The sequence below is a fragment of the Leifsonia sp. EB34 genome (genome assembly GCF_041260585.1).
GTDB lineage: Bacteria > Actinomycetota > Actinomycetes > Actinomycetales > Microbacteriaceae > Leifsonia.
This window is the reverse complement of sequence record NZ_JBGCCV010000002.1, coordinates 36921-60858: the sequence shown is the minus strand read 5'-3', so window position 1 is coordinate 60858 and position 23938 is coordinate 36921. Positions and strand designations below refer to the sequence as shown.

23 protein-coding genes are annotated in these 23938 nt (G+C 71.1%); 15 read left to right on the top strand and 8 right to left on the bottom strand.

The window, feature by feature from the left end; all coding sequences use genetic code 11:
• Window position 1: 1 nt before the first annotated feature.
• Window positions 2–268, top strand: a complete 267-nt coding sequence (locus ABIA36_RS09680) for a metal-sensitive transcriptional regulator (protein ID WP_369962163.1) — start codon at window positions 2–4, stop codon at window positions 266–268.
• Here ABIA36_RS09680 and ABIA36_RS09675 read toward each other — a convergent pair.
• The gene (locus ABIA36_RS09675; RefSeq protein ID WP_369962162.1) at window positions 252–1406 is read right to left on the bottom strand and encodes a cation:proton antiporter; all 1155 of its coding nucleotides are present in this window, start codon (window positions 1404–1406) and stop codon (window positions 252–254) included. The genes ABIA36_RS09680 and ABIA36_RS09675 overlap by 17 nt on opposite strands.
• A gap of 138 nt (window positions 1407–1544) precedes the next feature.
• On the opposite strand from ABIA36_RS09675, the gene ABIA36_RS09670 reads away from it, so the two are divergent.
• The 5 genes from ABIA36_RS09670 to ABIA36_RS09650 are packed head-to-tail and all read left to right on the top strand — an operon-like array spanning window position 1545 to window position 6129.
• Window positions 1545–2930 carry a ferric reductase-like transmembrane domain-containing protein gene (locus ABIA36_RS09670; protein WP_369962161.1) on the top strand — a complete coding sequence of 462 codons (1386 nt, stop codon included), beginning with the start codon at window positions 1545–1547 and terminating at the stop codon, window positions 2928–2930.
• A gap of 13 nt (window positions 2931–2943) precedes the next feature.
• Window positions 2944–3438, top strand: coding sequence for an FMN-binding protein (locus ABIA36_RS09665; protein WP_369962160.1), 495 nt, complete (start codon window positions 2944–2946; stop codon window positions 3436–3438).
• Window positions 3435–4193 carry an FAD:protein FMN transferase gene (locus ABIA36_RS09660; RefSeq protein WP_369962159.1) on the top strand — a complete coding sequence of 253 codons (759 nt, stop codon included), beginning with the start codon at window positions 3435–3437 and terminating at the stop codon, window positions 4191–4193. The genes ABIA36_RS09665 and ABIA36_RS09660 overlap by 4 nt, the downstream gene beginning before the upstream one ends.
• A 41-nt stretch (window positions 4194–4234) precedes the next feature.
• Window positions 4235–4903, top strand: a complete 669-nt coding sequence (locus ABIA36_RS09655; RefSeq protein WP_369962158.1) for a response regulator transcription factor — start codon at window positions 4235–4237, stop codon at window positions 4901–4903.
• Complete coding sequence (locus ABIA36_RS09650) at window positions 4900–6129, top strand: sensor histidine kinase (protein WP_369962157.1); 1230 nt, start codon at window positions 4900–4902, stop codon at window positions 6127–6129. The genes ABIA36_RS09655 and ABIA36_RS09650 overlap by 4 nt, the downstream gene beginning before the upstream one ends.
• A 33-nt stretch (window positions 6130–6162) precedes the next feature.
• On the opposite strand, the gene ABIA36_RS09645 is transcribed toward ABIA36_RS09650, so the two are convergent.
• Window positions 6163–7086, bottom strand: a complete 924-nt coding sequence (locus ABIA36_RS09645) for a S1C family serine protease (protein ID WP_369962156.1) — start codon at window positions 7084–7086, stop codon at window positions 6163–6165.
• 60 nt (window positions 7087–7146) lie between these two features.
• Entirely contained in the window at window positions 7147–8454 is a 1308-nt protein-coding gene (locus tag ABIA36_RS09640; RefSeq protein ID WP_369962155.1) for a wax ester/triacylglycerol synthase domain-containing protein, read from the bottom strand.
• Window positions 8455–8590: 136 nt separating this feature from the next.
• Here ABIA36_RS09640 and ABIA36_RS09635 point away from each other — a divergent pair, with 136 nt between their 5' ends.
• Genes ABIA36_RS09635 through ABIA36_RS09620 form a run of 4 tightly spaced genes read left to right on the top strand, consistent with a single transcriptional unit; the run spans window position 8591 to window position 12591 of the window.
• Window positions 8591–9742, top strand: coding sequence for an ABC transporter ATP-binding protein (locus ABIA36_RS09635; RefSeq protein ID WP_369962154.1), 1152 nt, complete (start codon window positions 8591–8593; stop codon window positions 9740–9742).
• Window positions 9739–10947: an ABC transporter substrate-binding protein gene (locus tag ABIA36_RS09630; RefSeq protein ID WP_369962153.1), complete on the top strand. Its 1209-nt coding sequence runs from the start codon at window positions 9739–9741 to the stop codon at window positions 10945–10947. The genes ABIA36_RS09635 and ABIA36_RS09630 overlap by 4 nt, the downstream gene beginning before the upstream one ends.
• A gap of 13 nt (window positions 10948–10960) precedes the next feature.
• Complete coding sequence (locus ABIA36_RS09625; protein ID WP_369962152.1) at window positions 10961–11779, top strand: ABC transporter permease; 819 nt, start codon at window positions 10961–10963, stop codon at window positions 11777–11779.
• Complete coding sequence (locus ABIA36_RS09620) at window positions 11776–12591, top strand: ABC transporter permease (protein WP_369962151.1); 816 nt, start codon at window positions 11776–11778, stop codon at window positions 12589–12591. The genes ABIA36_RS09625 and ABIA36_RS09620 overlap by 4 nt, the downstream gene beginning before the upstream one ends.
• A gap of 106 nt (window positions 12592–12697) precedes the next feature.
• On the opposite strand, the gene ABIA36_RS09615 is transcribed toward ABIA36_RS09620, so the two are convergent.
• The 3 genes from ABIA36_RS09615 to ABIA36_RS09605 form a co-directional block, all read right to left on the bottom strand.
• Window positions 12698–13708, bottom strand: a complete 1011-nt coding sequence (locus tag ABIA36_RS09615; RefSeq protein WP_369962150.1) for an aldo/keto reductase family protein — start codon at window positions 13706–13708, stop codon at window positions 12698–12700.
• Window positions 13709–13898: 190 nt separating this feature from the next.
• Window positions 13899–14480 carry an ABC transporter substrate-binding protein gene (locus ABIA36_RS09610; RefSeq protein WP_369962149.1) on the bottom strand — a complete coding sequence of 194 codons (582 nt, stop codon included), beginning with the start codon at window positions 14478–14480 and terminating at the stop codon, window positions 13899–13901.
• A 173-nt stretch (window positions 14481–14653) separates the two neighbouring features.
• Window positions 14654–15562: an alpha/beta fold hydrolase gene (locus tag ABIA36_RS09605; protein WP_369962148.1), complete on the bottom strand. Its 909-nt coding sequence runs from the start codon at window positions 15560–15562 to the stop codon at window positions 14654–14656.
• Between the two features lie 113 nt (window positions 15563–15675).
• Between ABIA36_RS09605 and ABIA36_RS09600 the strand changes: the two genes are divergently transcribed.
• The 3 genes from ABIA36_RS09600 (at window position 15676) to ABIA36_RS09590 (ending at window position 19388) form a co-directional block, all read left to right on the top strand.
• On the top strand, window positions 15676–16152 hold the full coding sequence (locus ABIA36_RS09600; protein WP_369962147.1) for a MarR family winged helix-turn-helix transcriptional regulator: 477 nt from the start codon (window positions 15676–15678) through the stop codon (window positions 16150–16152).
• A 28-nt stretch (window positions 16153–16180) separates the two neighbouring features.
• The gene (locus ABIA36_RS09595; protein WP_369962146.1) at window positions 16181–18823 is read left to right on the top strand and encodes a glucosidase; all 2643 of its coding nucleotides are present in this window, start codon (window positions 16181–16183) and stop codon (window positions 18821–18823) included.
• Window positions 18824–18947: 124 nt separating this feature from the next.
• Window positions 18948–19388, top strand: a complete 441-nt coding sequence (locus ABIA36_RS09590; protein WP_369962145.1) for a DUF805 domain-containing protein — start codon at window positions 18948–18950, stop codon at window positions 19386–19388.
• Window positions 19389–19391: 3 nt separating this feature from the next.
• Here the strand turns inward: ABIA36_RS09590 and ABIA36_RS09585 are convergent, their stop codons facing one another.
• Window positions 19392–20027 (bottom strand): TetR/AcrR family transcriptional regulator, encoded by a 636-nt coding sequence (locus ABIA36_RS09585; RefSeq protein WP_369962144.1) that lies wholly within the window; start codon window positions 20025–20027, stop codon window positions 19392–19394.
• Window positions 20028–20155: 128 nt separating this feature from the next.
• Between ABIA36_RS09585 and ABIA36_RS09580 the strand changes: the two genes are divergently transcribed.
• Both ABIA36_RS09580 and ABIA36_RS09575 read left to right on the top strand, forming a co-directional pair.
• Window positions 20156–21679 carry an MFS transporter gene (locus ABIA36_RS09580; RefSeq protein ID WP_369962143.1) on the top strand — a complete coding sequence of 508 codons (1524 nt, stop codon included), beginning with the start codon at window positions 20156–20158 and terminating at the stop codon, window positions 21677–21679.
• A 152-nt stretch (window positions 21680–21831) separates the two neighbouring features.
• Complete coding sequence (locus ABIA36_RS09575) at window positions 21832–23280, top strand: AAA family ATPase (RefSeq protein WP_369962142.1); 1449 nt, start codon at window positions 21832–21834, stop codon at window positions 23278–23280.
• Between the two features lie 19 nt (window positions 23281–23299).
• Here ABIA36_RS09575 and ABIA36_RS09570 read toward each other — a convergent pair whose 3' ends face one another.
• The gene (locus ABIA36_RS09570; RefSeq protein ID WP_369962141.1) at window positions 23300–23818 is read right to left on the bottom strand and encodes a hypothetical protein; all 519 of its coding nucleotides are present in this window, start codon (window positions 23816–23818) and stop codon (window positions 23300–23302) included.
• Window positions 23819–23938 lie beyond the last annotated feature (120 nt).

The following is a 23938-nucleotide window of genomic DNA, read 5'->3' as shown; positions in this document are numbered from 1 at the left end:
CGTGGAGCGCACCCCCGCCGACATCAAGCCCGTGCTGAACCGCCTGCGTCGCGCGCAGGGTCAGTTGAACGCGGTGATCGCCGCCGTCGAGAACGGCGAGAAGTGCCGCGACGTCGTCATCCAGCTCGCCGCAGTCTCCAGCGCGCTCGACAAGGCCGGCTTCCAGATCATCGCCACCGCGATGGAGAAGTGCCTGAACGACCCCGACGACACCACCGACCCGATGACCGTCGCCGAGCTCGAGAAGCTCTTCATGACGCTGGCGTAGCCCGCACCGCGCCTCCCGCCCGCCGCGCGACCGCGGCCACCGACACCGCCGAGGTCGCCAGGCTGATGAGCGCGCCGAGCAGGATCGCCCCTCCCTCTCCCGGAGCCAGCGTGTGCGTCTGGAGGCCGAGCGTGACGGCCGCGACCGGCACCCCGAGCTGGCCGGCCGAGGCGACCGCCTGCGCCCAGGGCAGCCCGGCGAGCCGCGAGGCCAGGTGCGCCAGCACCGCCCCCAGGCCGAGCGCGACGCCGAGCAGGATCATCGCCGGGTGCGCGACGAGCTCCCGCAGATCCAGGGAGGCGCCCAGCCACACGAAGAAGAGCGGACCGAAGAAGCCCTCCGTCATCCCGAAGAGCTGCCGCGCGAGCCGGTGCGGCTCGCCGACGGCCGACAGCACGAGCCCGAGCGCGAACCCGGCGATCATGATCGAGAGCTGCGCGAACTGGGCGATGGCGCCGAACACGAACAGCACCAGCAGGCTCAGCCGCAGTTCGAGTGCGAACCGGCGGCGCTCCGAGTAGGCGTGCAGAGCTTGGCGGTGGTCGGAGCGGACCCAGCGGGTCAGCGCGACCCAGAGCCCGACGGCGAGCGCGGCGATGACCAGCGCCCCGAGCCCGGCGGTCAACGCCCTCCCCGGCTGGACCACCAGCGGCAGGAGGACGACGCAGACGATGTCGGCGACGGCGATCTGCGCGACGAGCTGCGCCGCCGACCGCTTGTCCACGTTCACGGACTGCAGCATCGGCAGCACCAGCGCCGCCGACGACGAGGCCAGCAGCACGCCGTAGAGCAGGCCGTTGCCGGAGTGCGCCACCGCGGCGAGCAGTGCCGCCAGCACGGCCGAGGCCGCCCCGACCAGGCCGGCGCCGAGCGCGCCGCGGGCGAGCGCCGCCCGGACGACCGGATCGCGCACCGGCACGTGCGAGCCGACGACCACCATCGTCAGCCCGAAGCCGATGGAGGCGAGAAGCTGGAAGTCGTCGTTCGTCGGGTCGACCAGGTGGAACCCCGAGACGCCGATCAGGAGGCCGCCCACCAGCTCGCCCACCACGACCGGCACACGCCAGATCGAACGCGCGGCCGCGAGCGGGCCGAGCAGTCCGACGGCCACCACGAGCGCGAGCACGGCGAAGCTCATGCGGAAACCGTAGCCGCATCCTGCGCTTCGGCGGCGTGCGTCCTCCGCCGCGGCGCGCCGCCCACTCCATAGCCGATCCCTAGCCCGTTCTCAGCCGACGTAAGAATCCACAAAGATTCGTCCAGCATCGTTGGCGGTATGACAGAGTCCTGGGCCGCGACGACGGCACCCCCGCGCCGCCCCCGGGCGCGCCGCGGCGCCGCGACCCGGCACCGGCGCGGTGCGCTGACCGTGCGCATCCTGCTCGGCGCCAGCGTCATCGCCGTGCTCGGGATGTGGTGGTTCAGCGTCCCCGCGAACTTCGCCTCCACACCCGCCAACGCGCTCACTTCGATCGGCGAGTTGAGCGGCCTGGTCGGCGCGCTGCTGGTCTGCTACCAGGTGCTGCTGATCGCCCGGGTGCCCTGGTTCGAGAACGCGGTTGGGCTCGACAAGCTGGTGTCCTGGCACCGGTCGCTCGGCGCCTCGGTGATCTTCCTCGTCGTCACGCACGTGGTCTTCATCGTGCTGGGCAGCGAGGTGATCGACAAGAGCACGCCGTGGGACGAGTTCTGGACCGTGTACCGCTCGTACCCGGACATGCTCCCCGCGCTCATCGGGACCATCGCCTTCCTCGCGGTCGGTCTCTCCAGCGCGCGGCTCATCCGGACCAAGCTGTCCTACGAGGTCTGGTACTGGCTGCACCTCACCACCTATGCGGCGATCTTCCTGACGTTCCTCCACCAGCTCAGCGCCGGCCTCCACTTCGTCGGCTACCCGGTGAACCGGGTGCTCTGGATCCTGCTCTACCTCGGGACGGCCTCGGCTGTGCTGACCTGGCGCTTCATCCTCCCGACCATGGACGCCTGGAAGGGCCGGATGCGCGTCGTCGCGGTGGTTCCGGAAGGCCACGGCCTCAACAGCGTCTGGCTCGAAGGGCCGAACGTCGACAAGCTGGGCGTCCGCGCGGGCAATTTCCTGCTGTTCCGCTTCTTCGCCTGGGGCCACCTCGGCACGGCGCACCCGTACTCGGTGTCGGCGGTGCCGGCAAACGGGCGGCTGCGCATCACCGTCGGGACCCTCGGCGACCACTCCAGCCGGCTGACCGCGCTGAAGCCCGGGACGATGGTGTTCGCCGAGGGGCCGTTCGGGCACTTCACCGCCGACCGCGCGAGCCGCGGCAAGCTGCTCCTGATCGCGGGCGGCGCGGGCATCGGGCCGATCCGGGCCCTCGCGGAGGAGCTGGTCTATCGCGGCGGCCGTCCGGTCGTCCTCTACCGGGTCAGCGCGCCGGAGCAGCTCGCGCTGCTCGGCGAGCTGCAGGCGATGGAGGGCGTCACGGTCATCCCCCTCGTCGGCCGGCGCGCGGAGCTCGGCTACGACCCGCTCGGCCCGGGCTCGCTCGTCCGCATCATCCCCGACCTCCACAACTGGGAGGCGTTCATCTGCGGGCCGGAGGGCATGGCCGAGCAGGTGGTGTCCTCGCTGCGCGAGCTGCGGATGCCCAAGCGTTTCATCCACCGAGAAGAACTGAGCATGTCGTGAACGGACGGACATCATGAACACCAAGTCGTGGCGCGGGACCGTCCTCTTCACCATCATCCTCGTGGTGATGGGCGCGACCGTCGGCCTCAAGCTGTACGGCGTGGGCGAGCAGACCAGCGCGCTGTCGTCGGCGCACGCCACCACCACGCCGCCGGCCGCCGCGCCGACCCCGACCGCCAGCGCCCCAGCCGCAACGCCGTCCGCCTCGGCCCCCGCGGCGGCCGCACCCGCTCCCGCCACGAAGACCGTCACCGGCACCGCCGTCGACACCCGCTACGGGCCGGTGCAGGTGAAGGTCACCTTCGAGGGCACCAAGATCACCGCCGTCGACGCCATCCAGTACCCGACCGAGAGCGGCCGCGACCAGGAGATCAACTCGCAGGCCATCCCGATGCTGCAGCAGGAGGCGATGGCCTCCCAGTCGGCGAAGATCGACACCATCTCGGGCGCGACCTACACCTCGGAGGGCTACATCCAGTCGCTGCAGTCGGCCATCGACCAGCGATGAGGTTCCTCGAGACCGTCATGGGCATCCCGATGTCCATCGACATCCGGGAGGCCGCCGAGACCGTCGCGGCAGCGGCGGCCGAGCGCGCCTTCCGGGTGCTGCGGGACGCCGACGCGCGGTTCTCCGCCTACCGGCCGGACAGCGAGCTCAGCCGGGTGAACGCCCGCGGCGGCGACGCGTCCGGGGCGAGCGAGGACTTCGCGGAGGTCGTCGGGCTCGGCTCGGCGATGGCGGAAGCCTCCGGCGGCGCGTTCCGTATCCGGCGGCCGGACGGAACCTGGGACCTCGACGGCGTGGTCAAGGGCTGGGCGGCCGACCGCGCGGCGCGCTCGCTCACCGCGAGCGGTCTGCGGGACTTCTGCCTCAACGCCGGCGGGGACGTCGCCGTCTCCGGCAGCCCCGGCGAGGGCCGGCCGTGGAACGTGGGCGTCCGGTCCCCCGACAGCCCGACGGAGATGCTCGCCGTGCTGGAGGTGCGGGGCGGTGGCGTGGCGACCTCCGGCGCCTACGAGAGGGGCGCGCACATCGTCGACGGCCGAACGGACGGCGCCGCGACCGGGCTGCGGAGCGCGACCGTCGTCGCCGCCGACCTGACCACCGCCGACCTCCTGGCGACGGCGGTGTTCGCGCTCGGGGAGGACGGGATCCGCTGGGCCCTCGGCAACGGCGCACGCGGCGTGCTCGCGGTCGACGCGGCCGGCCGGCTGCTCGGGCTGGGCGAACTGGCCTTCGCGGGAGCGGGGCAGCCGCGATGAGCGGCGAGGGGCTCTCGGGCGCCGACTCCTATACTGCCGACATGACTGAGCGCCGCCGGGTCCTGGTCGCCGAGGACGACAGCCGTCTCGCCGGGATGCTGGAGACGCTGCTCGTCTCCGACGGCTACGACGTCGAGCTCGCCCGCGACGGCCAGCGTGCGCTGCACCGGGGACTCACCGAGCAGTTCGACGCCATGGTGCTCGACCGCGGCCTCCCCGCGGTCGACGGTCTCGGCGTGCTGCGCGGGCTCCGGAGCAACGGCGTGACGACGCCCATCCTCATCCTCTCGGCCCTCGGCACCGCCCCCGACCGGGTCGACGGCCTGAACGCGGGCGCGGAGGACTACTTGGCCAAGCCGTTCGACATCGACGAACTGCTCGCCCGGGTGCGCGCCCTGATCCGCCGGGCGTCGTCGGAGGTGCCGACCGTGCGCTTTCCCGGCGGCCAGCTCGACGTCGGCAGCCGGACGGTCACGCTCGGCAACGGCGAGCGCACCGTGCTCTCCGACCGGGAGGCCGGTCTCCTCGAACTGCTGGCGCGCCGTCCGGAGCAGGTGTTCTCGCGGGCCGTGCTGCTGGACGAGGTGTTCGCCGACGCGGACGACCCCGGCGTGGTCGACACCTACGTGCACCACCTCCGCAAGAAGTTCGGCCGCACGCTCATCGAGACCGTGCGCGGCGTCGGCTACCGGCTGGGCGGGGTCGGATGAGGGCCGACCTCCGCGAGCTGCGCACGGCGTCGGCGCGGCTCGCCCTGCAGTTCGCCGGGATCATCCTCGCCCTCTTCATCGTGCTCGCCGGCGTCGTGTACGTCGTGGTGTCCACCGGCCAGACGGAGGCCGCCAAGCGGGCGCTCGCGGACGCGTCGCAGGTCGACTCCGTGCACGACGCGCCGCACGACCTCCTGGTCACCGTCGTCCTCCCGCAGGGCAGGGACGTCTCCCCGAACATGCCGGACGGCCTCCCCGACGAGCGGGCGCTGCAGGACGTCGCCCGGAACGGCGGAACGATCACCGAGACCGTCGTGGCGGCGGACGGCAAGAGCTACCTCACCCAGACCGACGTGCGGCGCGGCAAGGTGGTGCAGATCTCCTACGGCCTGGCCGAGCAGCAGGAGGAGATGGGCCGCCTGCTGACGGCGCTCATCATCTCGGGCGTCATCGCGACGGTGGCGGCGGCGCTGGTCGGGCTGCTGCTGGCGCGCCGGTCGATGCGCCCCATGTCGGAGGCCCTCGCGCTGCAGCGGCGGTTCGTCGCGGACGCGGGCCACGAGCTCCGCACGCCGCTGACGCTGCTGAGCACGCGCGCCCAGCTCCTGCGGCGCCGGCTCTCCCGCGGCGGCGGCGACGCTTCCGCCGACGACGACGTGCGCTCGGGGCTGGACGAGATCGTGGACGACAGCCGGGCGCTGACCGAGATCGTCGAAGACCTCCTCACCGCGGCGGACCCGCGCCAGAACGCGGAGCCGGAGCGCGTCGACATCGGCGAGCTCGCCGCGGTCGTCGCCCGTTCGGCCGAGGGGCGCGCGCACGAGCGCGACATCGAGCTGACCTCCCATGCCACACCCGGAGCCGTGATCACCGGCGCACCGGTGTCGCTGCGCCGGATGATCGTCGCCCTCGTCGACAACGCCCTCGACCACGCGGCCTCGCGGGTCCAGGTCGACGTCGCGACCGACCGCGACGATGTCGTGCTCACCGTCTCCGATGACGGCCCCGGCTTCGGCGACGACCTCCAGGACCGCGCCTTCGACCGCTTCGCCACGGCGCGGGCGGAGGGCGGCGCGGCGGGACGCGAGCGGCACTACGGGCTCGGGCTGGCACTGGTCGCGGCGGTCGTGGACCGGCATCGCGGGCGCGTGAACGCGACCGATCGGGAGGGCGGGGGCGCGGAGGTCATCGTGCGGCTGCCGAAGGGCGCCGCCGCGCGAAGCTGACCCGCTGCGATTCGAGCCGAATAGCGCGGGCGATTACGCGTCGGTGAGCTCGGTGGGCTCGACGACGGCGTCGACGAGGGCGCCGTTCCGCCACACGGTCAGCTCCAGGCGACGCCCGATGGTGCTGGCGATCATCAGCCGCTGGAGGTCGGCGACCGCGTGGATGCGCATGCGGTCGAGTGAGATGAGCACGTCGCCCGCTCGGACGCCGGCGAGGTCGGCCGGGCTGTCCGGCACGACCGACATCACCTGGATGCCCGTGCGCGCGCCGGCCTTGCGGGCGATCTCCGGGCTGAGTGTGATCTCCGCCCCCGCGATGCCCAGCCAGCCGCGGCGGACGCGGCCCTCGCGCATCAGCGTGTCCATGATCTGCCGGCTGGTGGCGTTGATCGGGACAGCCAGGCCCAGGCCGGTCCCGGCGACGGCGGTGTTCACGCCGATCATGCGGGCGTTGCCGTCCGCGAGCGCTCCGCCGCTGTTGCCCGGGTTGAGCGCCGCGTCGGTCTGGATGACCTCGTCCACCACCCGGCCGGACCGGGTCGGCAGCGACCTCCCGAGCGCGGAGACGATGCCGGCCGTCACGCTGCCGGCGAGGCCCAGCGGGTTGCCGACGGCGACGACGAGCTGGCCCACCTGGAGCTTGGCGGCGTCGCCCAGCTCGACCGGCGCGGGGACGGGCGCATCCGCGAGCAGCATCGCGAGGTCCGAGAGCGGGTCGCGGCCGATGACGCGGGCGCGGACCCGGGTGCCGTCCTCGAACGCGAGGTCGACGCTCCCCGCCCCCTCCACGACGTGCGCGCTGGTCAGGAGGTGGCCCTCGGCGGAGATGACGGTGGCGCTGCCGAGGCCCACGCCGCGGGCGGTCCGCGCGGTGACGGCGGCGACGGCCGGCCCGACGACGCGCGCGACGTGCACCACCGCCGTCGAGTAGGCGTCCAGCGCGTCCGCATCCGTCATGAGACGAGTGTGCGCCCCGCGCGGGGAGGCGGGGCCTCCCGTTCGCCGACGGCTGACGGGTCAGCGACGCGCGATCGCCTCGAACGCGGTGGCCATCGCGTCCGCCACGAGCCGCGCCGGCGCGACGTGCTCGGCGTCGGTCTGCACGCTGACGCGGAAGCGACCGGCGTACGAGGCCCCCACAGCGCCGACCCGCACGTTCGCCGAGAGCAGCGACAACGGCCAGGCGCTCACCAGCTCCGAGCCGTCGAGCCGCAGCGTGCGCGACGGGCCGGGGAACTCGGAGGCGATGGCCGCGACCGCGCGCTGCGTCCGCGCGAAACGCATCAGCAGCGCGGCGGACCGGGGGCTCGCCATCCACGCGAAGGTGCCCGCCGCGCGGGCGCGGGCCTTCTCCGATCGCGTCTCCGCAGCCACGCGCGCGACTCCGGCGGCCGCGTCGGCATCGGCCACGGGGACGTGCACGAGCATGACTCCGGTCGCGTTCCCCTCGCCCGCGCGCCGCGGGAGACGCACCGGCGAGGACACCGGCAGCGTCTCGGGAAGCGTCTCGTGCGCGGCCTCCAGCACAGCGCGCAGGCCCTGACCGAACGCGGTGAGGAATGCGTCCCCGACCGTGCCGCCCGCATGCTTCGCGCCGTCGTGCAGGTCGGCGAGACCGACGTCCAGGAACGCAACGTCGCGCGTCGGGCCGAGAGGCCCCAGGAGCACGCGGGAGCGCACGGTGCGGCGGAACACCGCGACGGTCTGCGCGCCCGCCTCGCGGAGCCGCGCGAGCGCGGACCTGCGGTCGGCCGGCGGAGCGGGCGCGAGCCGGCGCGCGTCGGCGGTCTCGCTGCCGAAGCCGCCGGCCTCGGGCTCGCCATCGCCATCGCACAGCGCGGCGACCAGCGCCTCCGCCTCCAGTCCATCCGCGAGAGCATGGTGCAGCCGGAACAGGACCCCGCACGGCATCCCCACCGCACCGGGCACCAGAAGCAGCTCCCACAACGGCCGGTCCAGCGGAAGCGGGGTCATCAGCGTCCGCGCGCAGACCTGCTCGAACGGCGGAGGGGCGGAACCGGCGTCCGGGCGCTCCGCGTCAGCCTGCCAAAGGCGGACGTGCCGGCCCAACTCCGGAAGCGCAGGCTCCCAGCGCCACGTCGAGCCGGCCGGGACCGGTCGCCGGCACAGCGCGGGCGCCGCCCGTACCCGATCGGCGAGCACCCGCCGGAGCCGCTCGACGTCCGGCACGCCGCGTTCGTCGACGAATCCCCCCGGAGCCAGCAGCCCCGCCAGCGCGACCACGTTGGGCTGCGCGCCCTCGAGGGCGAAGTTGGCCGCGTCCACCGCAGCGATGGACCCGCCCGGAGCGTCAGGCCCCTCCATGTCGACAGGGTAGCGGTGGCACCGAGGGTCGCGCACTGAAGATTCGGACCGAAGAAGACCTCCCGGACGGCCGGAATCAGCAGCCGTAACCAATTCTTGCTGCGGAAACCGTAGTCCCGCCAACATCTGATCGCATATGATTGCGACGCCCCACCGTCGAAGGAGACTGGATGTGAGCGAGCAGCCCGCCATCAGGCTGACCGGACTGACCAAACGATTCGGGACGGTCGCCGCCGTCGACGGCCTCGACCTGGAGATCGCCGCCGGCGAGTTCTTCTCGATGCTCGGCCCCTCCGGTTCCGGCAAGACAACCGTGCTGCGCTGCATCGCCGGCTTCGAGCAGCCGACCTCCGGCACGATCGAGCTGTTCGGCCAGGACGTGACCGGCAAGCCCGCGGCCGCCCGCGAGGTCAACACCGTCTTCCAGGACTACGCGCTCTTCCCGCACATGAACGTGCTCGACAATGTCGCCTACGGGCTCCGGGTGCGCGGCGTCGGCCGGACCGAGCGACGCAGACGGGCGATGGAGGCGCTCGACTCCGTGCAGCTGACCGGCTTCGCCGACCGCAAGCCCGCTCAGCTCTCCGGCGGTCAGCGGCAGCGCGTGGCGCTGGCCCGCGCGACGGTGGTGCAGCCGAAGGCGCTGCTGCTCGACGAGCCGCTCGGAGCCCTCGACCTCAAGCTGCGCCAGCAGATGCAGGTGGAGCTCAAGCAGCTCCAGCACGAGCTGGGGATCGCGTTCGTCTTCGTCACCCACGACCAGGACGAGGCCCTCACCCTCTCCGACCGGATCGCCGTCTTCAACAACGGTCGGATCGAGCAGCTCGGGACGCCACGGGAGCTCTACGAGCACCCGAACTCGCGGTTCGTCGCGGACTTCGTCGGCACCTCGAACCTGTTCGACCGGGAGCGCGCCCGCAGCATCCTCGGCCTCGACGGCGAGTACTCCATCCGGCCGGAAAAGCTCGAACTGCACACACTCCCGGACGGCTCCGGCACGCCGTCCGCGGCCGGGACGCTGGTCGAGTCGGTCTACGCGGGCAACAGCATCCGCCGCGTGGTGGACCTCGACGCGGGCCTCCGGATCTCGGTGCTGGAGAGCAACGACCGCACGCACCGCGCCGAGCTCGACCGCGGCTCGCGCGTGCACGTGACCTGGAACGACGACGATCTCCGGAGACTCGGCGGCGGCGCGCAGGATGAGGCGCACGACGAGGCGCCCGACGACCGGCTCCCGGCAGCAGATGTACCTCGCAGCAGAGGTGTAGAAGAGAGGCAGGACTCATGATCCGTGCAACGAAGCGCGTGGCGCGCTCGGCGGCCGCAGCAGCGGCCGTCTCCGCCGCCCTCCTGGTGCTCGCCGCCTGTTCCGGCGGCGGCTCCACCGGCGGCTCGGCCGGCTCGGTGCCGAACGTCCCGATGGCGAAGAAGCTCGGGGCCAACGAGAACCAGCTCAACCTCATCGTCTGGGCCGGCTACGCCGAGGACGGCACCAACGACCCGAAGGTCAACTGGGTGACGCCGTTCCAGCAGAACACCGGCTGCCAGGTCAACGCCAAGGTCGCGGGCACGTCCGACGAGATGGTGCAGCTCATGCGCACCGGCGACTACGACGGCGTCTCGGCCTCCGGCGACGCCACCCTCCGCCTGGTCTACGGCGGCCAGGTCGCGCCGGTCAACACCAAGCTGGTGCCGAACTACACGACCATCTCCAGCTTCCTCAAGAACAAGGCCTGGAACTCGGTCGACGGCCAGATGTACGGCATCCCGCACGGCTGGGGCGCCAACGTGCTGATGTACAACAAGGCCGCCGTCACCCCGGCGCCGGACTCCTGGTCGGCCGTCTTCGACGACGCCTCCAAGTACGCCGGCAAGGTCACCGCCTACGACTCCCCGATCTACATCGCGGACGCCGCGCTCTACCTGAAGGCGCACGACCCGTCGCTCGGGATCAAGGACCCGTACTCGCTCACCGAGAAGCAGCTCGACGCGGCGGTCTCGCTGCTGAAGAAGCAGAAGACCTCCATCGGCGAGTACTGGTCGGACTACACCAAGTCCGTCCAGTCGTTCGAGTCCGGCAGCAGCGTGGTCGGCACGTCGTGGCAGGTCATCGCGAACCTCATCCAGAGCGACGGCAAGGTGCAGGTCGGCACGACGGTCCCGAGCGAGGGTTCCACCGGCTGGTCCGACACCTGGATGATCTCGTCCAAGGCGAAGCACCCGAACTGCATGTACCAGTGGATGAACTGGATCACCTCCCCGACGGTGAACGCACAGGTCGCCGAGTGGTTCGGCGAGGCGCCGGCGCAGACCAAGGCCTGCGAGAAGACCCAGGACCCGACGTTCTGCACGCAGTACCACGCGCTCGACGCGGGCTACGCGTCCAAGATCCACTACTGGACCACGCCGCAGACGAAGTGCGTCGACGGCAGCGGCACGAACTGCACCGCCTACAGCGAGTGGGTGACCAAGTGGCAGCAGATCAAGGGCTGACGGGAGTGCGGGGATGAGGGCGCGCCTGAGCCTGCTGCTCGGGCCTCCCCTGCTCTGGCTCGTCGTCATCTACCTGGGCTCGATCGCCGTCCTCCTGGTCTCCTCCTTCTGGACGGTGAACGGGTTCACGGGCGCGGTCGTCCCCACCTTCACGCTCGACAACTACGCGACGCTGTTCACCGACCCGCTCTACGGGACGGTGGCGCTGCGGACCCTGCTCGTGGCGCTGGGGGTGACGCTCATCGACGCCGTGGTCGCCTTCCCGATCGCCCTGTACATCGCGAAGGTGGCCCGGCCGAGCCGGCGTGCGGCGTACCTCGTGGCGGTGACGACGCCGCTGTGGGCCAGTTACCTCGTCAAGGCGTACGCCTGGCGCATCCTGGTCGAGCCGGGCGGGCCGATCGCGGTCGCGACCGGCGGCTGGACGCCCGGCTTCGGCCTCCCCGCGACGATCATGACGCTGGCGTACCTGTGGCTGCCGTACATGATCATCCCCGTCTATGCCGGGTTCGACCGCGTGCCCGACTCGCTGTTCGAGGCCAGCTACGACCTGGGAGCGTCGACCTGGCGCACGATCAGGACGGTGGCGTTCCCGCTGGTCTTCCCCGCGATCGTGGCGGGGTCGATCTTCACGTTCGCGCTGAGCTTCGGCGACTACATCGCGGTGGGCATCGTGGGCGGGAAGACGCAGCTGCTCGCGAACCTGATCTACGGGCAGCTGGTGACGGCGAACAACCAGCCGCTGGCGGCGGCGCTGTCGGTGATCCCGCTCGTCGCGGTCGTGCTCTATCTGCTCGCGGTCCGCCGCACCGGCGCATTGGAGAACGTGTGAAACTGCTCTCGACCCCCGCGCGGATCGTCGTCGGCGTCTGCATGCTGCTCGGCCTGGTGATCCTGTACGTGCCTCTGCTGCTGATCGTGCTGAACTCGTTCAACAGCTCGCGGACGTTCTCGTTCCCGCCGCCCGGCTTCACGCTGCAGTGGTGGGTGGACGCGTTCCAGTCACGTGGCGCGGCCGACGCGCTGGCGACCTCCGTCATCGCCGGGCTCTGCGCCTCGGCGATCGCGCTGGTGCTCGGGACGATGGCGGCGTTCGCGGTGCAGCGGTTCCGGTTCTTCGGCCGGCAGAGCATCAACTTCCTCGTCGTGCTGCCGATCACCCTCCCGGGCATCGTCACCGGTATCGCGCTCGCGTCGACGTTCACGACCGTGCTCGGCCCGGTCGGCGTGACGCTCGGGATGGCGACGGTGATCATCGGCCACGCCACGTTCTGCATCGTCATCGTCTACAACAACGTGCAGGCGCGGCTGCGGCGGATGGGGACGTCGCTGGAGGAGGCCTCGGGCGACCTCGGCGCGCGCGGCTGGCAGACGTTCCTCTGGGTGACGCTGCCGCAGGTCCGCGGTGCGCTCGCGGCCGGCGTGCTGCTGGCGTTCGCGCTCAGCTTCGACGAGATCGTCGTGACGACGTTCACCGCGGGGCCGGCGGTGCAGACGCTGCCGATCTGGATCTTCCAGAACCTGTTCCGGCCGAATCAGGCCCCCGTCGTGAACGTGGTGGCGGCAGTGCTGACGATCCTCGCCATCATCCCGGTGTGGGTGTCGCAGCGGCTGGCTGGGGACTCGGTCACCAGCCGAGTCTGAGCGTCCCGCAGGAGATTCCGGCCGAATCTCCTGCCGGACGGCGTTCGGAAGGAGATCGCGGGCGTGTCGACCCGCGATCTCCTGCCGGCGGGGCCGGGGGTAGGGCTCAGGCCTCGCGCTGCTTCGGCGAGCGCGTGGCCGTGTGCGACGCGTCGCGCTCGATGGCGCCGCCGAGCACCTCGTCGATGCGGCCGAGCAGCTCGGCCGGGATGGTGACGCCGGAGGCCTTCACGTTCTCGACGACCTGCTCCGGGCGGGAGGCGCCGATGATCGCGGTGGCGACGTTGTCGTTCTGCAGCACCCACGCGACCGCGAGCTGCGCGGGCGTGAGGCCGAGCTCCTGCGCGATCGGGGTGAGCTGCTGCACGCGGGTGAGGACGTCGTCGGTCAGCCAGCGCTTGACCGCGCCCGCGCCGCCCTTCTCGTCGGTCGCCCGGCTGCCCTCGGGCAGCGGAGCGCCCGGCTTGTACTTGCCGCTGAGCACGCCCTGCGCCACCGGCGACCAGACGATCTGCGAGATGCCGAGCTCCTTGGAGGTCGGCACGACCTCCGCCTCGATGACCCGCCACAGCGCCGAGTACTCGGGCTGGTTGGAGATGAGCTGGAAGCCGAGGTCCTTCGCCAGCGCGTGGCCGGCGCGGAGCTGGTCGGCCGTCCACTCGCTGACACCGATGTAGAGGGCCTTGCCCTGCCGCACGATGTCGGCGAAGGCCTGCATGGTCTCCTCCAGCGGCGTGAAGAAGTCGAAGCGGTGCGCTTGGTACAGGTCGACGTAGTCGGTCTGCAGGCGGCTCAGCGATCCGTCGATGGACTCCAGGATGTGCTTGCGCGAGAGCCCGACGTCGTTGTGACCCTTGGGACCGGTCGGCCCGAACACCTTCGTGAAGATCTCCAGCGACTGGCGGCGCTCGCCCTTCAGCGTCTCGCCGAGGACGGTCTCCGCCGCCGTGTTGGCGTAGACGTCGGCGGTGTCGAAGGTGGTGATCCCGGCGTCGAGGGCGGCGCGGACGCACGCGGCGGCCGTGTCGTTCTCGATCTGCGAGCCGTGGGTGAGCCAGTTTCCGTACGTGATCTCGGAGATCTTGAAGCCGGAGTTGCCGAGGTGCCTGAACTGCACAGTCGTTCCTTTCGAGAGGAGGTCGTTTTCGATCGTAGGCAGGAGGCATTCAGCGAAGCCAACAGTGGTTGCTTCTGGGATTCAGTCGCCCTGCCGATGAATGGCCCGCGCGCTGAGAAGGGTCTGGCGCACGGAAGGCCCCGGCCGCATGCGACCGGGGCCTTCGTCAGCACCGTGGTTCAGCGGCGGATCAGAGCGCGCCGAGCAGGTGGTTCAGCAGGTTGGTGAGCCCGCTCAGTCCGGTGCCGTTGTCGAGCAGTCCCGCCACACTGCAGAGCAGGTTGCCGAGGAGGTTACCGGCGCCCGGCACTGCCGTGATGTTGAGGTTCACCTGGTTGAGGTCGACCACGAGGCCGAGGACGTCCAGGTGCAGCGGGCCGAGCGTGAGACTCAGCACGTTGCAGGCCAGCGGAGTCGCGGCCGCGCCTGCGCTGTTCGCGGCGTTGGTCACGACGCTGCTGCTCGCGACGTTGGTGAGCGGGGTGACGGCGCCGGTCGCGGACGTGAGCGTTCCATTGAAGACACCCTGCGCGACGAGCTGGCCGCCCTGGTCGACGAAACGGGTGAGCGTGAAGGTACCGGCCAGGGTGCTCCCATTGGGCAGGACCTGGTTGATCGTCACGGGCGCTGCGGTCGCCCGCGCCGCGTGCGAGGCTGCTGCGGCGTGCGTGGGCGCGGGCGCCGCCTGGGCCGCGCTCACCCCGCCGACGACGAACGCTCCCGAAAGCGCGGCGGTCAAGGCGATGGATGCCAGCTTGCTTGTGCTTTTCATGGTTCTTCGTTGCTTCCTGTGAGATGTCGGGCGCGAGCGCATCCCGATACCGCTGCAGTGCGCTTCGTCCCCGTGCCCCCTGGTGGAGGACTTCGGTCGCAGACGCTACGCCGCCGGCTGAGCGGGTTAAGGGGATTGCCGTGCGGCCGAGGGGCGGGTAGCCACCGTTATTGTCAGTTCGCGCGGAGGGCGTCGATCCCCTCCCGCACCACCTCAGCGACCGCTTCCGGCTTTCCGCCCTCCTTGGCGTTCTGCGTCGCCGAGTGCCCCACGCCCGGGATCGTCCCCACCCGCGCCCCGGGCAGCAGCTCCCCCAGCCGCGCGACCGCGTGCCGCAGGTACGCCGGCGACTTCTCGGCCGTGATCAGCAGCACGGGGCCGCGGATCGCCGCATAGTCGGCGATCCGGTCGGCGCGCTGCGCCACGATCCTCATGTCGTACGGCACCGCCGCCGCCAGCTCGCCCATCGTGGCGCCGCCGACCGGGAGCGCTCTGGCGCCCTTCGCGATCATCTTGCGGGTGCTGGACTCCAGCATCCGCCGCGGGAAGAAGCGGAGGAAACCGGGGCCCATCTGGGTGCCGAGGAGCGCTGTGACCATGTACGCCGGCACATCGCCGCGGGCCGCCTCCGGCTCGAAGCGGCGCAGGAACGCGTCGAGGTCGAGCGAGCCGTCGGCGACCAGCGCGGGCTCGAACAGGATCACGGCCAGCTCGGGGGCCGCGAGCGCGACCTCGGCGGCGATGATGCCGCCGGAGCTGATGCCCATCACGGCCGTGGAGCCGGTCGCCGCCACGACGGCGGCCACGTCGGCGACGTCGAGCGCGAGGTCGTAGCGGTCCAGCACGGGGTACGCGCCGCTGCGGCCGCGGCCGCGGCGGTTGACGAGGTGGACTGTGAACGTCGCGGCGAGGGCCGCGGCGAGCTCGCTCTGGCTGGCGGCCGACTGCATCGTCCCGTGGACGATCACGAGGCCGGGCCCCGTGCCGGTGCTGAAGTACTCGATCGGCGTGCCATCCTCGGAAGACACCACGTGCGAGGTGAGCGGATCGGTGGATGATGCGGTGCTGACGGTGCGGGACATCGTAAGGCCCTTCCTTCCTGGTTTCGCCGGCCTCGCGGCCTGGCGGTAGATTTGCCTTAGTGGCTAAGATAACTTAGTCACTAAGATAATGAGCGGCTGAGAGGATTGCAAGAGTGGATTCGAGTGAGCCCGCACGCACCGAGCTGATCGCCCGGCTGACCGACCTGGGCGCACAGTCCGCGAGCCTGACCGGCCTGTTCCAGCAGCGCGCCGCCGCGAGCTACGGCCTCGGGGTGAGCGACCTGAAGGCGCTCGACGTGCTGCTGCGCAACGGCCCGCAGACCGCCGGGCAGCTCGGCGCCGCCCTCAACCTGACCTCCGGGGCCGTCACCGGGATCGCCGACCGGCTCATCAAGCGCGGCTTCGCGCAGCGCGAGCACGACCCCGCCGACCGGCGGCGCGTGCTGATCAGTGCCGACCTCGCCGCCCTCCAGGCCGGCCCGAACGTGTACCAGTCGATCGGGGAGGCCTTCCAGCGCCTCCACGAGTCGCTCAGCACCGAACAGCTCGCCTTCCTCGCGCGCTACCAGGAGGAGTCGATCGCGCTGACCCAGCAGGCACTCGACGCGCTCGCGGGCGACGTGGGCTAGCGGGCGACGCGGGCTGGAGAATGACTGCATGACCCCGATGAACCCGGACGCGGCCCCCGACGACGCCGAGCGCGAGCGCGTCGCCCACGCGGACGACGGCACGGCCGGCTGGCGCGACTGGGGACCGTACGTCGCCGAGCGCGCCTGGGGCACGGTCCGCGAGGACTACAGCGCCGACGGCGACGCCTGGGACTTCTTCCCGCACGACCACGCCCGCAGCCGCGCCTACCGCTGGAACGAGGACGGCATGGCCGCGTTCTCCGACCTCAAGCAGAACTGGTGCCTCGGCCTGTCGCTCTGGAACGGCGAGGACGCCATCCTCAAGGAGCGGATGTTCGGCCTGAGCGGCCCGCAGGGCAACCACGGTGAGGACGTCAAGGAGTACTGGTGGTACCTCGACGGCACCCCGACGCACTCCTGGAACACCTGGCGCTACCACTACCCGCAGGCCGCGTACCCGTACGAGGACGTCATCGAGACCAACGCGCGCCGCAGCAAGCTGGAGCCCGAGTACGAACTGGTGGACACCGGGATCTTCGACGCCGGCCGGTACTGGGTGGTCACGGTCGACTACGCCAAGGAGGGGCCGCACGACCTCCTGATGCGCGTCACGATCGAGAACGCCGGGCCGGAGGCGGCGACGCTGCACGTGCTGCCGACGCTCTGGTACCGCAACACCTGGTCGTGGGGGTACGAGGTCGAGAAGCCGGAGTTGCGGTTCGACGGCGGCCGCGTCCTCGGGTCGGGGCCGTCCGGTGCGCTGGCCCTCAGCGGGGAGGGCGACCCGGAGGCGCTGTTCTGCGACAACGAGACCAACACGGCGCGGCTGTTCGGCGCCTCGGACTCGCCCGCGTATCCGAAGGACGGGATCGAGGACCACCTCCTCCACGGCGCCGCGACGGTCAACCCGCAGCAGGTCGGGACGAAGGCCGCCCTCCACTACGCGATGACGCTCGGGCCGGGCGAGACACGGGTCCTCCGGCTGCGGCTGACGGGCGGCGCGGGCGACCCGGCCGCCCTCGCGTCGCAGGAGCTCGGGGCCGCCTTCGATGAGGTCGTCGCCCGGCGCCGGGCGGAAGCGGACGCCTTCTACGCCGGACTGGACAACGCCCCGGCCGACCCCGACGAGGCGCGCGTGCTGCGCCAGGCGTTCGCCGGCCTGCTCTGGTCGAAGCAGTACTTCCACTTCAACGTCGACAAATGGCTGGACGGCGACCCCGCCGGTCCCCCGCCGCCCGCGGGCCGCGCCGCCGTGCGCAACGGGCAGTGGCGGCACTTCGACGCCGACGATGTCATCCTGATGCCCGATCCGTGGGAGTACCCGTGGTTCGCGGCGTGGGACCTCGCCTTCCACTGCGTGACGATGGCGCACATCGACCCCGCGTTCGCGAAGGCGCAGCTCGTCCTGCTGCTGCGGGAGTGGTACATGCACCCGAACGGCCAGCTCCCGGCGTACGAGTGGAACTTCTCCGACGTGAACCCGCCGACGCACGCGTGGGCGGCCATCCAGGTGTTCCTCATCGACGGCGGCACGGACTTCGGCTTCCTCGCCCGCATCCTGCACAAGCTGCTGATCAACTACACCTGGTGGACGAACAGCAAGGACTCCGACGAGGACAGCCTGTTCGAGGGCGGATTCATGGGCCTCGACAACATCGCGCCGCTGAACCGGTCGACGCTGCCTCCGGAGGTCGGGACCATCGAGCAGGCCGACTCGACCGGCTGGATGGCGACCTACGCGCTCGACCTGCTGGAGATCGCGCTGCGGCTGGCCCGCGAGGACGACGTGTACGAGGACGTCGCGGTGAAGTTCGGCGAGCAGTTCCTCCGCATCGCCGGCTCGGCCAACAGCTCGGGGATGTGGGACGACGAGGACGCCTACTTCTACGACGTGCTGCACCTCGCCGACGGCCGGGATGTCCCGCTCAAGGTGCGCTCACTCGTCGGCCTCGTGCCGGTGGTCGCGTCGCTGGCGTACGACGAGCCGGGCGTGCGGACGCTGCCCGAGTTCCGGCGCATCCTCAACCACTACCTGGCGAAGCACCCCGAGCTCGGCGCGGCCTTCCACCGGCGCGTCATCGGCACGGAGCAGGTCTACCTGCTCGCGTTGGTCTCGCCCGAGCGGCTGACCCGCATCCTGCACCAGGTCTTCAACCCGGCCGGCCTGCTCAGCGACCACGGCATCCGCGGCGTCTCGGCCTACCACCGCGAGCACCCCTTCACGGTGGAGGTCGGCGGCGTGGAGGCCTCCGTCGACTACGAGCCCGCCGAGTCGACGACCGGGCTGTTCGGCGGCAACTCGAACTGGCGCGGCCCGGTCTGGTTCCCGCTCAACGCGCTCCTGGTCGCGGCGCTGCAGCACTACGAGTCGCACGGCGAGACGGGCGTGCGCATCGAGGACCCGCTCGGCTCCGGCAACTCCCTCACCCCGGGTGAAGCAGCGGACGATCTCGCCCGGCGGCTGATCTCGCTGTTCCTCCCAGGCCCGAACGGACGACGGCCGTCTGACGCGCGCTACCCGCTGCTGTCGACGGATCCGCGCTGGAAGGACAACCTATTCTTCTACGAGTACTTCGACGGCGACACCGGGCAGGGCCTCGGCGCGTCCCACCAGACCGGCTGGACCGCCATGGTGGCGCACCTGATCCTCACGCGCGGGCGCTCGCGCTGACATCCGTCAGGAATGGCACCGCACGACACGCCGTCGCCCACGCACCTCACAGGCCTCGTGGATGCGCTTGACTGGCGCCGCTCCATCTCGACGCTTGCCACGACCATGCTCGAAAGGATCCGCCATGACCACACCGCAGACCCCCGCCTCCGCGCCCCTCGATCAGCCGCTGTACGGCGCCTCGTTCGGCGAGGCCATCCGCCGGTTCTTCAAGAAGTACTCCGACTTCACCGGGCGGGCGAGCCGCAGCGAGTTCTGGTGGTGGTACCTGTTCGCCGTGGTCATCGCGATCGTCTTCTCGATCCTCATCGCAACACTGGGCACCGTCGGCAACGGCGGCAGAGGGTACGGCCCGATCGGGTGGATCCTGATCGTCGCCTACATCGTGTGGGTGGTCGCGATCCTGGTGCCGAGCATCGCGCTCATCTGGCGGCGCTTGCACGACGCGAACCTGCCCGGCCCGTTCTTCTTCCTCGGCTTCATCCCGTTCGTCGGCGGCATCATCCTGCTCGTCCTCTACCTGCTCCCGTCGAAGCCCGAGGGCGCCCGGTTCGACCGCCGCTGACGCTCAGGCGCCGGCGGCCGCTCCCGGCCGGATCCCCACGGCCGGGAGCAGCACCCCGTCGATCAGCGACAGCAGGTACGCGCGGTCGACGGGCTGCTGCAGGATGAGCACCCGGTAGGCCGTCATCGACGGCATGATCATCGCCAGCGTCTCGATATCGGTGTCCGCGGAGATCTCGCCGCGGTCGATCGCCCGCTGCATGAACAGGCGGTTGAGGGACGCGCGCGGCTCGACGATCGCGGCCGTCACGGCGTCCACCAGGTCGGGGTCGCGGGCGAGCATCGAGGTGAGCCCGGCCATGATCTGGAGCTTGCGCTCGCCGTCCTCGATCGTGTGCGGCTTGATCACGGCGACCAGGTCTCCGCGCAGCGTGCCGGTGTCGGGCAGGTGCTCGAAGTCGATCGCGTTCTTCTTCATGCACGCGATGGCCTCCACGACGAGCTCGCCTTTGGAGGCCCAGCGCCGGTAGACCGTCGCCTTGCCCGCCTTGGCGCGCGCGGCGACCATGTCCATCGTCATGCGGTCGTAGCCGGTCTCGGCGAGGACCTCCAGCGCGGCTTCGAGGATGTCGGCGTCGCGGGTGTGATCGCGTTTCCGGCCGAGCTTGGGCGCGGAGCCGGTGGCGTCGAGCTGCGTCATTGCGGCCTTCCCCCTGGGTGTGTCGGCGACGGGTGCGTCGGGGCTGGTGATGTCTTCCGAACCATTCTAAGGTTAATTTTAGAACTCACTAGATCCGAAACTGCTGAGTTTCGTATATGCTGTCCCGCATGACCCAGACTTCCCCTTCCCCCTCGGTCGCGCCCGCGGCGTCGGACGGCTCGGTCCCGCACTCGCGGCGCTGGTGGACGCTCGTCACCGTGGCGATGGCCCAGCTCATGGTCGTGCTCGACTCGACCGTCGTCAACATCGCCCTCCCGTCGGCGCAGCACGACCTCGGCTTCTCCAACGCCGACCGGCAGTGGATCGTCACCGCCTACTCGCTCGCCTTCGGCAGCCTCCTGCTCCTCGGCGGCCGCATCTCGGACCTGATCGGCCGCAAACGCGCTTTCATCATCGGCCTGATCGGTTTCGCCGGGGCCTCCGCACTCGGCGGCGCGGCCGGCACGTTCGGGATGCTGGTCGGCGCCCGCGCGCTGCAGGGCGCGTTCGGCGCGCTCCTCGCCCCGACGGCCCTCGCCGTGCTCACCACGACCTTCACCGTGCCGAAGGAGCGCGCCCGCGCGTTCGGCATCTTCGGCGCGATCGCCGGGGCGGGCGGTGCGGTCGGCCTGCTGCTCGGCGGCGTGCTCACCGAGCAGTTCAACTGGCGCTGGAACCTCTACATCAACGTCTTCATCGCCATCGCCGCGATCATCCTCGCGACGTTCTTCGTCACCGCGGGCCATCGCTCCGGCCCGCGCCCGAGGCTCGACATCCCCGGCACGATCCTCGTCTCCGGCGCGCTGTTCTCGCTGGTCTACGGCTTCTCGAACGCCGAGAGCGACGGCTGGGACTCGCCGTCGACCTGGGGCTTCCTCGCCGCCTCCGGCGTGCTCCTGATCGCGTTCGTGCTGTGGCAGCGGAGGGCGAAGCACCCGCTCCTCCCGCTGCACATCGTGCTCGACCGCAACCGCGGCGCCTCCTACAGCTCGATCCTCATCGCGGGCTCCGGGATGTTCGGCATCTTCCTCTTCGTCACCTACTACCTCGAGACGACGCTGAGGTTCACGCCCATCCAGACCGGCCTCGCCTTCCTGCCGATGATCGTCATGCTGGTCATCGCCGCGCAGTTCTCGACCAACCTGTTCGTGCCGAAGTTCGGCCCGAAGGTCATGGTCCCGATCGGCATGGTGATCGCCGGCTCCGGCATGCTGCTGCTCACCCGGCTCGGCGTGAGCGCGAACTACGGCACCGAGATCCTCCCTGCGCTGATGGTCATGGGCGTCGGCATGGGCTCGATCATGCCCGCGGCCATCCAGACGGCGACCCTCGGCGTCGACCGGCACTTCGCGGGGGTCGCCTCGGCGCTGGTGAACACGAGCCAGCAGGTCGGCGGCTCGATCGGCACCGCGCTGCTGAACACGCTGGCCGCGACCGCGCTGACCGACTACCTGGCCGCCCACCTGCCGCCGACCCCGCACGTCATCCAGGAGGCCGCGGTGCACAGCTACTCCACCGCGTACTGGTGGAGCGCCGGCTTCTTCGCCTTCGGCGCCGTGCTGTCCGCCCTGCTGTACCGGCGGCGCCGGCCGGCGGTCGCGGCGGACGCCGGGGCTCCCGCGGCGGACGCCGAGCCGGTCGTGGCGCACTGACCGCGGCCTCCCGGCACGGTCAGGCGGACGTGCGAGAGCCGCCTGACCATCGCCTGGCAGTCCGCTGAGGACGGGTGTACCAGCGGGGCCGACCGGTCTACTGTCCATCTTCGGTCTGCCGTGCTCTCGCTGCGGACCGCGGAAGGAGTCCCGTGGCCCTCAACCTGCCCCTGTCCCCGCACCTCAGCGTGCGCCTCGACCCCGACGCGACCGGCGAACTCCTGGTCGACGGGGCGCCCGAGTGGTTCTCCGAGCCGAGCACCGAGCAGCTCCGGGAGGCCGTGCTCACCCGCGTCGGCCAGATCGCCGCGGACGCCGGGCACCCGGTGCAGCTCACGGTCTCCGACGAGGAGGGCGACTGGCTGCTGGTCGTCCACCCGGACGGCTCCATCGGCGACGAGGAGGAGCTGGCCGCCCAGAGCATGGCCGAGCCCGTGTCGTTCTCCGACGCTCGGGAGGCCGCGCGGCGTCCCCAGCCCACGTCGTTCAACGACCTGGCCGGTTCGGCCGGGCGCGACCCGAAGCCGGCGGCGCCGTTCAACGACCTGCTCGGAACGCCGAGCACCACCACGCCCGTTCCGCTGCCGGTGGCCGAGCCGGAGGCTCCGTCCCGGCGGCCCCTCCCGGTGAACCCGTCGCCGGTCACTCCCCCGGAGCCCGTCGAGCTGGTGCCGCGCGCGCCGGAACGGACGTCGTTCCTGCACGTGGAGAAGCCGCGCCCCGACCTGGCGCGCTCCGGTTTCCGCGGCGCGCTCTCCCGCGCGGGCATCCCGATGTCGCCGTCGGCGGCGGAGCTGAGGGAGCGCGAGGAGCTGGAGTCCGTGAGCCGGCACTGGGCCGGCCCGCGCACCATCGCGATCGTGAACGGCAAGGGCGGCGCCAACAAGACGCCGACCACCGCCCTGCTGTCGGCCGTGTTCGCCCGCAACGGCGGCTCCGGCGTGCTCGCGTGGGACAACAACGAGACCCGCGGCACGCTCGGCTGGCGCACGGAGCAGGACGACCATGACGCGACACTCCAGTCGCTGTTGCCCGCCGCCGACCAGCTCCTCTCGGCCGGCGCCCGCAGCGCCGACATCGGCCACTTCGTCCACCACCAGAACGCCGACAAGTACGACGTGCTGCGCTCCAACCCGACGATGCTCGCGAACCAGCAGCGCATCTCGAGCGCCGACTTCGACCGCCTCCACGAGGTGGCGACGAAGTTCTACCGCCTCGTGATCATCGACAGCGGAAACGACGAGTCGGCCGAGCGCTGGCTGCGGATGATCGACCACACCGACCAGCTCGTCATCGCCACGACGGCCCTCGGCGAGCACGCCGAGGCCGGCGCGCTGCTGCTGGAGGCCCTGATGCAGCGCGACGCGCAGTCGGCCCGGCTGGCGCGCGACGCGGTCGTGATCGTCTCCCAGTCGGAGCGCACGGGCCCCGAGTCCAACGTGACCGCCGTCGCCAAGGGCTTCGAGCCGCTGGCGCGCCGCGCGGTCACCATCCCGTTCGACCCGGAGATGCACGGCGGCCGGCTGGCCTTCGACACGCTGGCGCCGCGGACGCGGCGCGCGTGGCTGCACGCGGCGGCGGCTGTGGCGGAAGGGTTGTAGGGAGCGGTACTCGGCTTCCCTAGTCAGCCGGAAGCGTGAACTCCGCGCCGGCCGCGATGCAGAACGCGCGCACGTCTGTCACCGCACGATTTGCCGCGTCACCCTCTTCGACGCTCACCTGCTCACCGCTCGGCCCGTTGACGCGCTCCCCGACTTCGCGGATGCGCTCCATGTCCTCGGCGATGGCCTCCCACCGATTGTCCTGCCGTGCCGCGACCTGGGCGAGTTCGACGGCCTTCCGCCGGCTGAGGAACTTCTCTTTCACCTCTTGATCGAAAGAGGCCGCGAAGAGCGTGCAGGCCGTTCTGATCTGGGCGGTCGGGTCGCCCTCAGGGCGAGTGCCGTCCTCGACGGGGGCCGTCGACGACGGATCCGCCGATGGAGCCCCCGTTCCTGCCACGCCGGCGTTCGGGATCGCACTCCGACTGGCCGTGCCGCTGTGGCGGGGCGCCGCCTCCACGCTGCACCCGGAGAGCACGAGACAACACCCCACTACCATGGTGGTCACCATCGAAGATGTTTTATCGATATTCTTCACCTGTGAATGCTACAGAAGTTCCTTTACGACCACACAGAAAACGACGCTTCGCGGCCAAACTCATCGGAACGCTCGGAATCGCGATCCTGGTAGTCGGGGGCGTCACGATGCCCGTCGCGG

Coding starts and splice junctions, on each gene's coding strand:
- ABIA36_RS09585 (WP_369962144.1), bottom strand. CDS start 20,027: ATGACGCAGCTCGACGCCACCGGCTCCGCGCCCAAGCTCGGCCGGAAA.
- ABIA36_RS09595 (WP_369962146.1), top strand. CDS start 16,181: ATGACCCCGATGAACCCGGACGCGGCCCCCGACGACGCCGAGCGCGAG.
- ABIA36_RS09655 (WP_369962158.1), top strand. CDS start 4,235: ATGACTGAGCGCCGCCGGGTCCTGGTCGCCGAGGACGACAGCCGTCTC.
- ABIA36_RS09610 (WP_369962149.1), bottom strand. CDS start 14,480: ATGAAAAGCACAAGCAAGCTGGCATCCATCGCCTTGACCGCCGCGCTT.
- ABIA36_RS09650 (WP_369962157.1), top strand. CDS start 4,900: ATGAGGGCCGACCTCCGCGAGCTGCGCACGGCGTCGGCGCGGCTCGCC.
- ABIA36_RS09640 (WP_369962155.1), bottom strand. CDS start 8,454: ATGGAGGGGCCTGACGCTCCGGGCGGGTCCATCGCTGCGGTGGACGCG.
- ABIA36_RS09645 (WP_369962156.1), bottom strand. CDS start 7,086: ATGACGGATGCGGACGCGCTGGACGCCTACTCGACGGCGGTGGTGCAC.
- ABIA36_RS09660 (WP_369962159.1), top strand. CDS start 3,435: ATGAGGTTCCTCGAGACCGTCATGGGCATCCCGATGTCCATCGACATC.
- ABIA36_RS09590 (WP_369962145.1), top strand. CDS start 18,948: ATGACCACACCGCAGACCCCCGCCTCCGCGCCCCTCGATCAGCCGCTG.
- ABIA36_RS09665 (WP_369962160.1), top strand. CDS start 2,944: ATGAACACCAAGTCGTGGCGCGGGACCGTCCTCTTCACCATCATCCTC.
- ABIA36_RS09630 (WP_369962153.1), top strand. CDS start 9,739: ATGATCCGTGCAACGAAGCGCGTGGCGCGCTCGGCGGCCGCAGCAGCG.
- ABIA36_RS09605 (WP_369962148.1), bottom strand. CDS start 15,562: ATGTCCCGCACCGTCAGCACCGCATCATCCACCGATCCGCTCACCTCG.
- ABIA36_RS09625 (WP_369962152.1), top strand. CDS start 10,961: ATGAGGGCGCGCCTGAGCCTGCTGCTCGGGCCTCCCCTGCTCTGGCTC.
- ABIA36_RS09635 (WP_369962154.1), top strand. CDS start 8,591: ATGATTGCGACGCCCCACCGTCGAAGGAGACTGGATGTGAGCGAGCAG.
- ABIA36_RS09670 (WP_369962161.1), top strand. CDS start 1,545: ATGACAGAGTCCTGGGCCGCGACGACGGCACCCCCGCGCCGCCCCCGG.
- ABIA36_RS09675 (WP_369962162.1), bottom strand. CDS start 1,406: ATGAGCTTCGCCGTGCTCGCGCTCGTGGTGGCCGTCGGACTGCTCGGC.
- ABIA36_RS09580 (WP_369962143.1), top strand. CDS start 20,156: ATGACCCAGACTTCCCCTTCCCCCTCGGTCGCGCCCGCGGCGTCGGAC.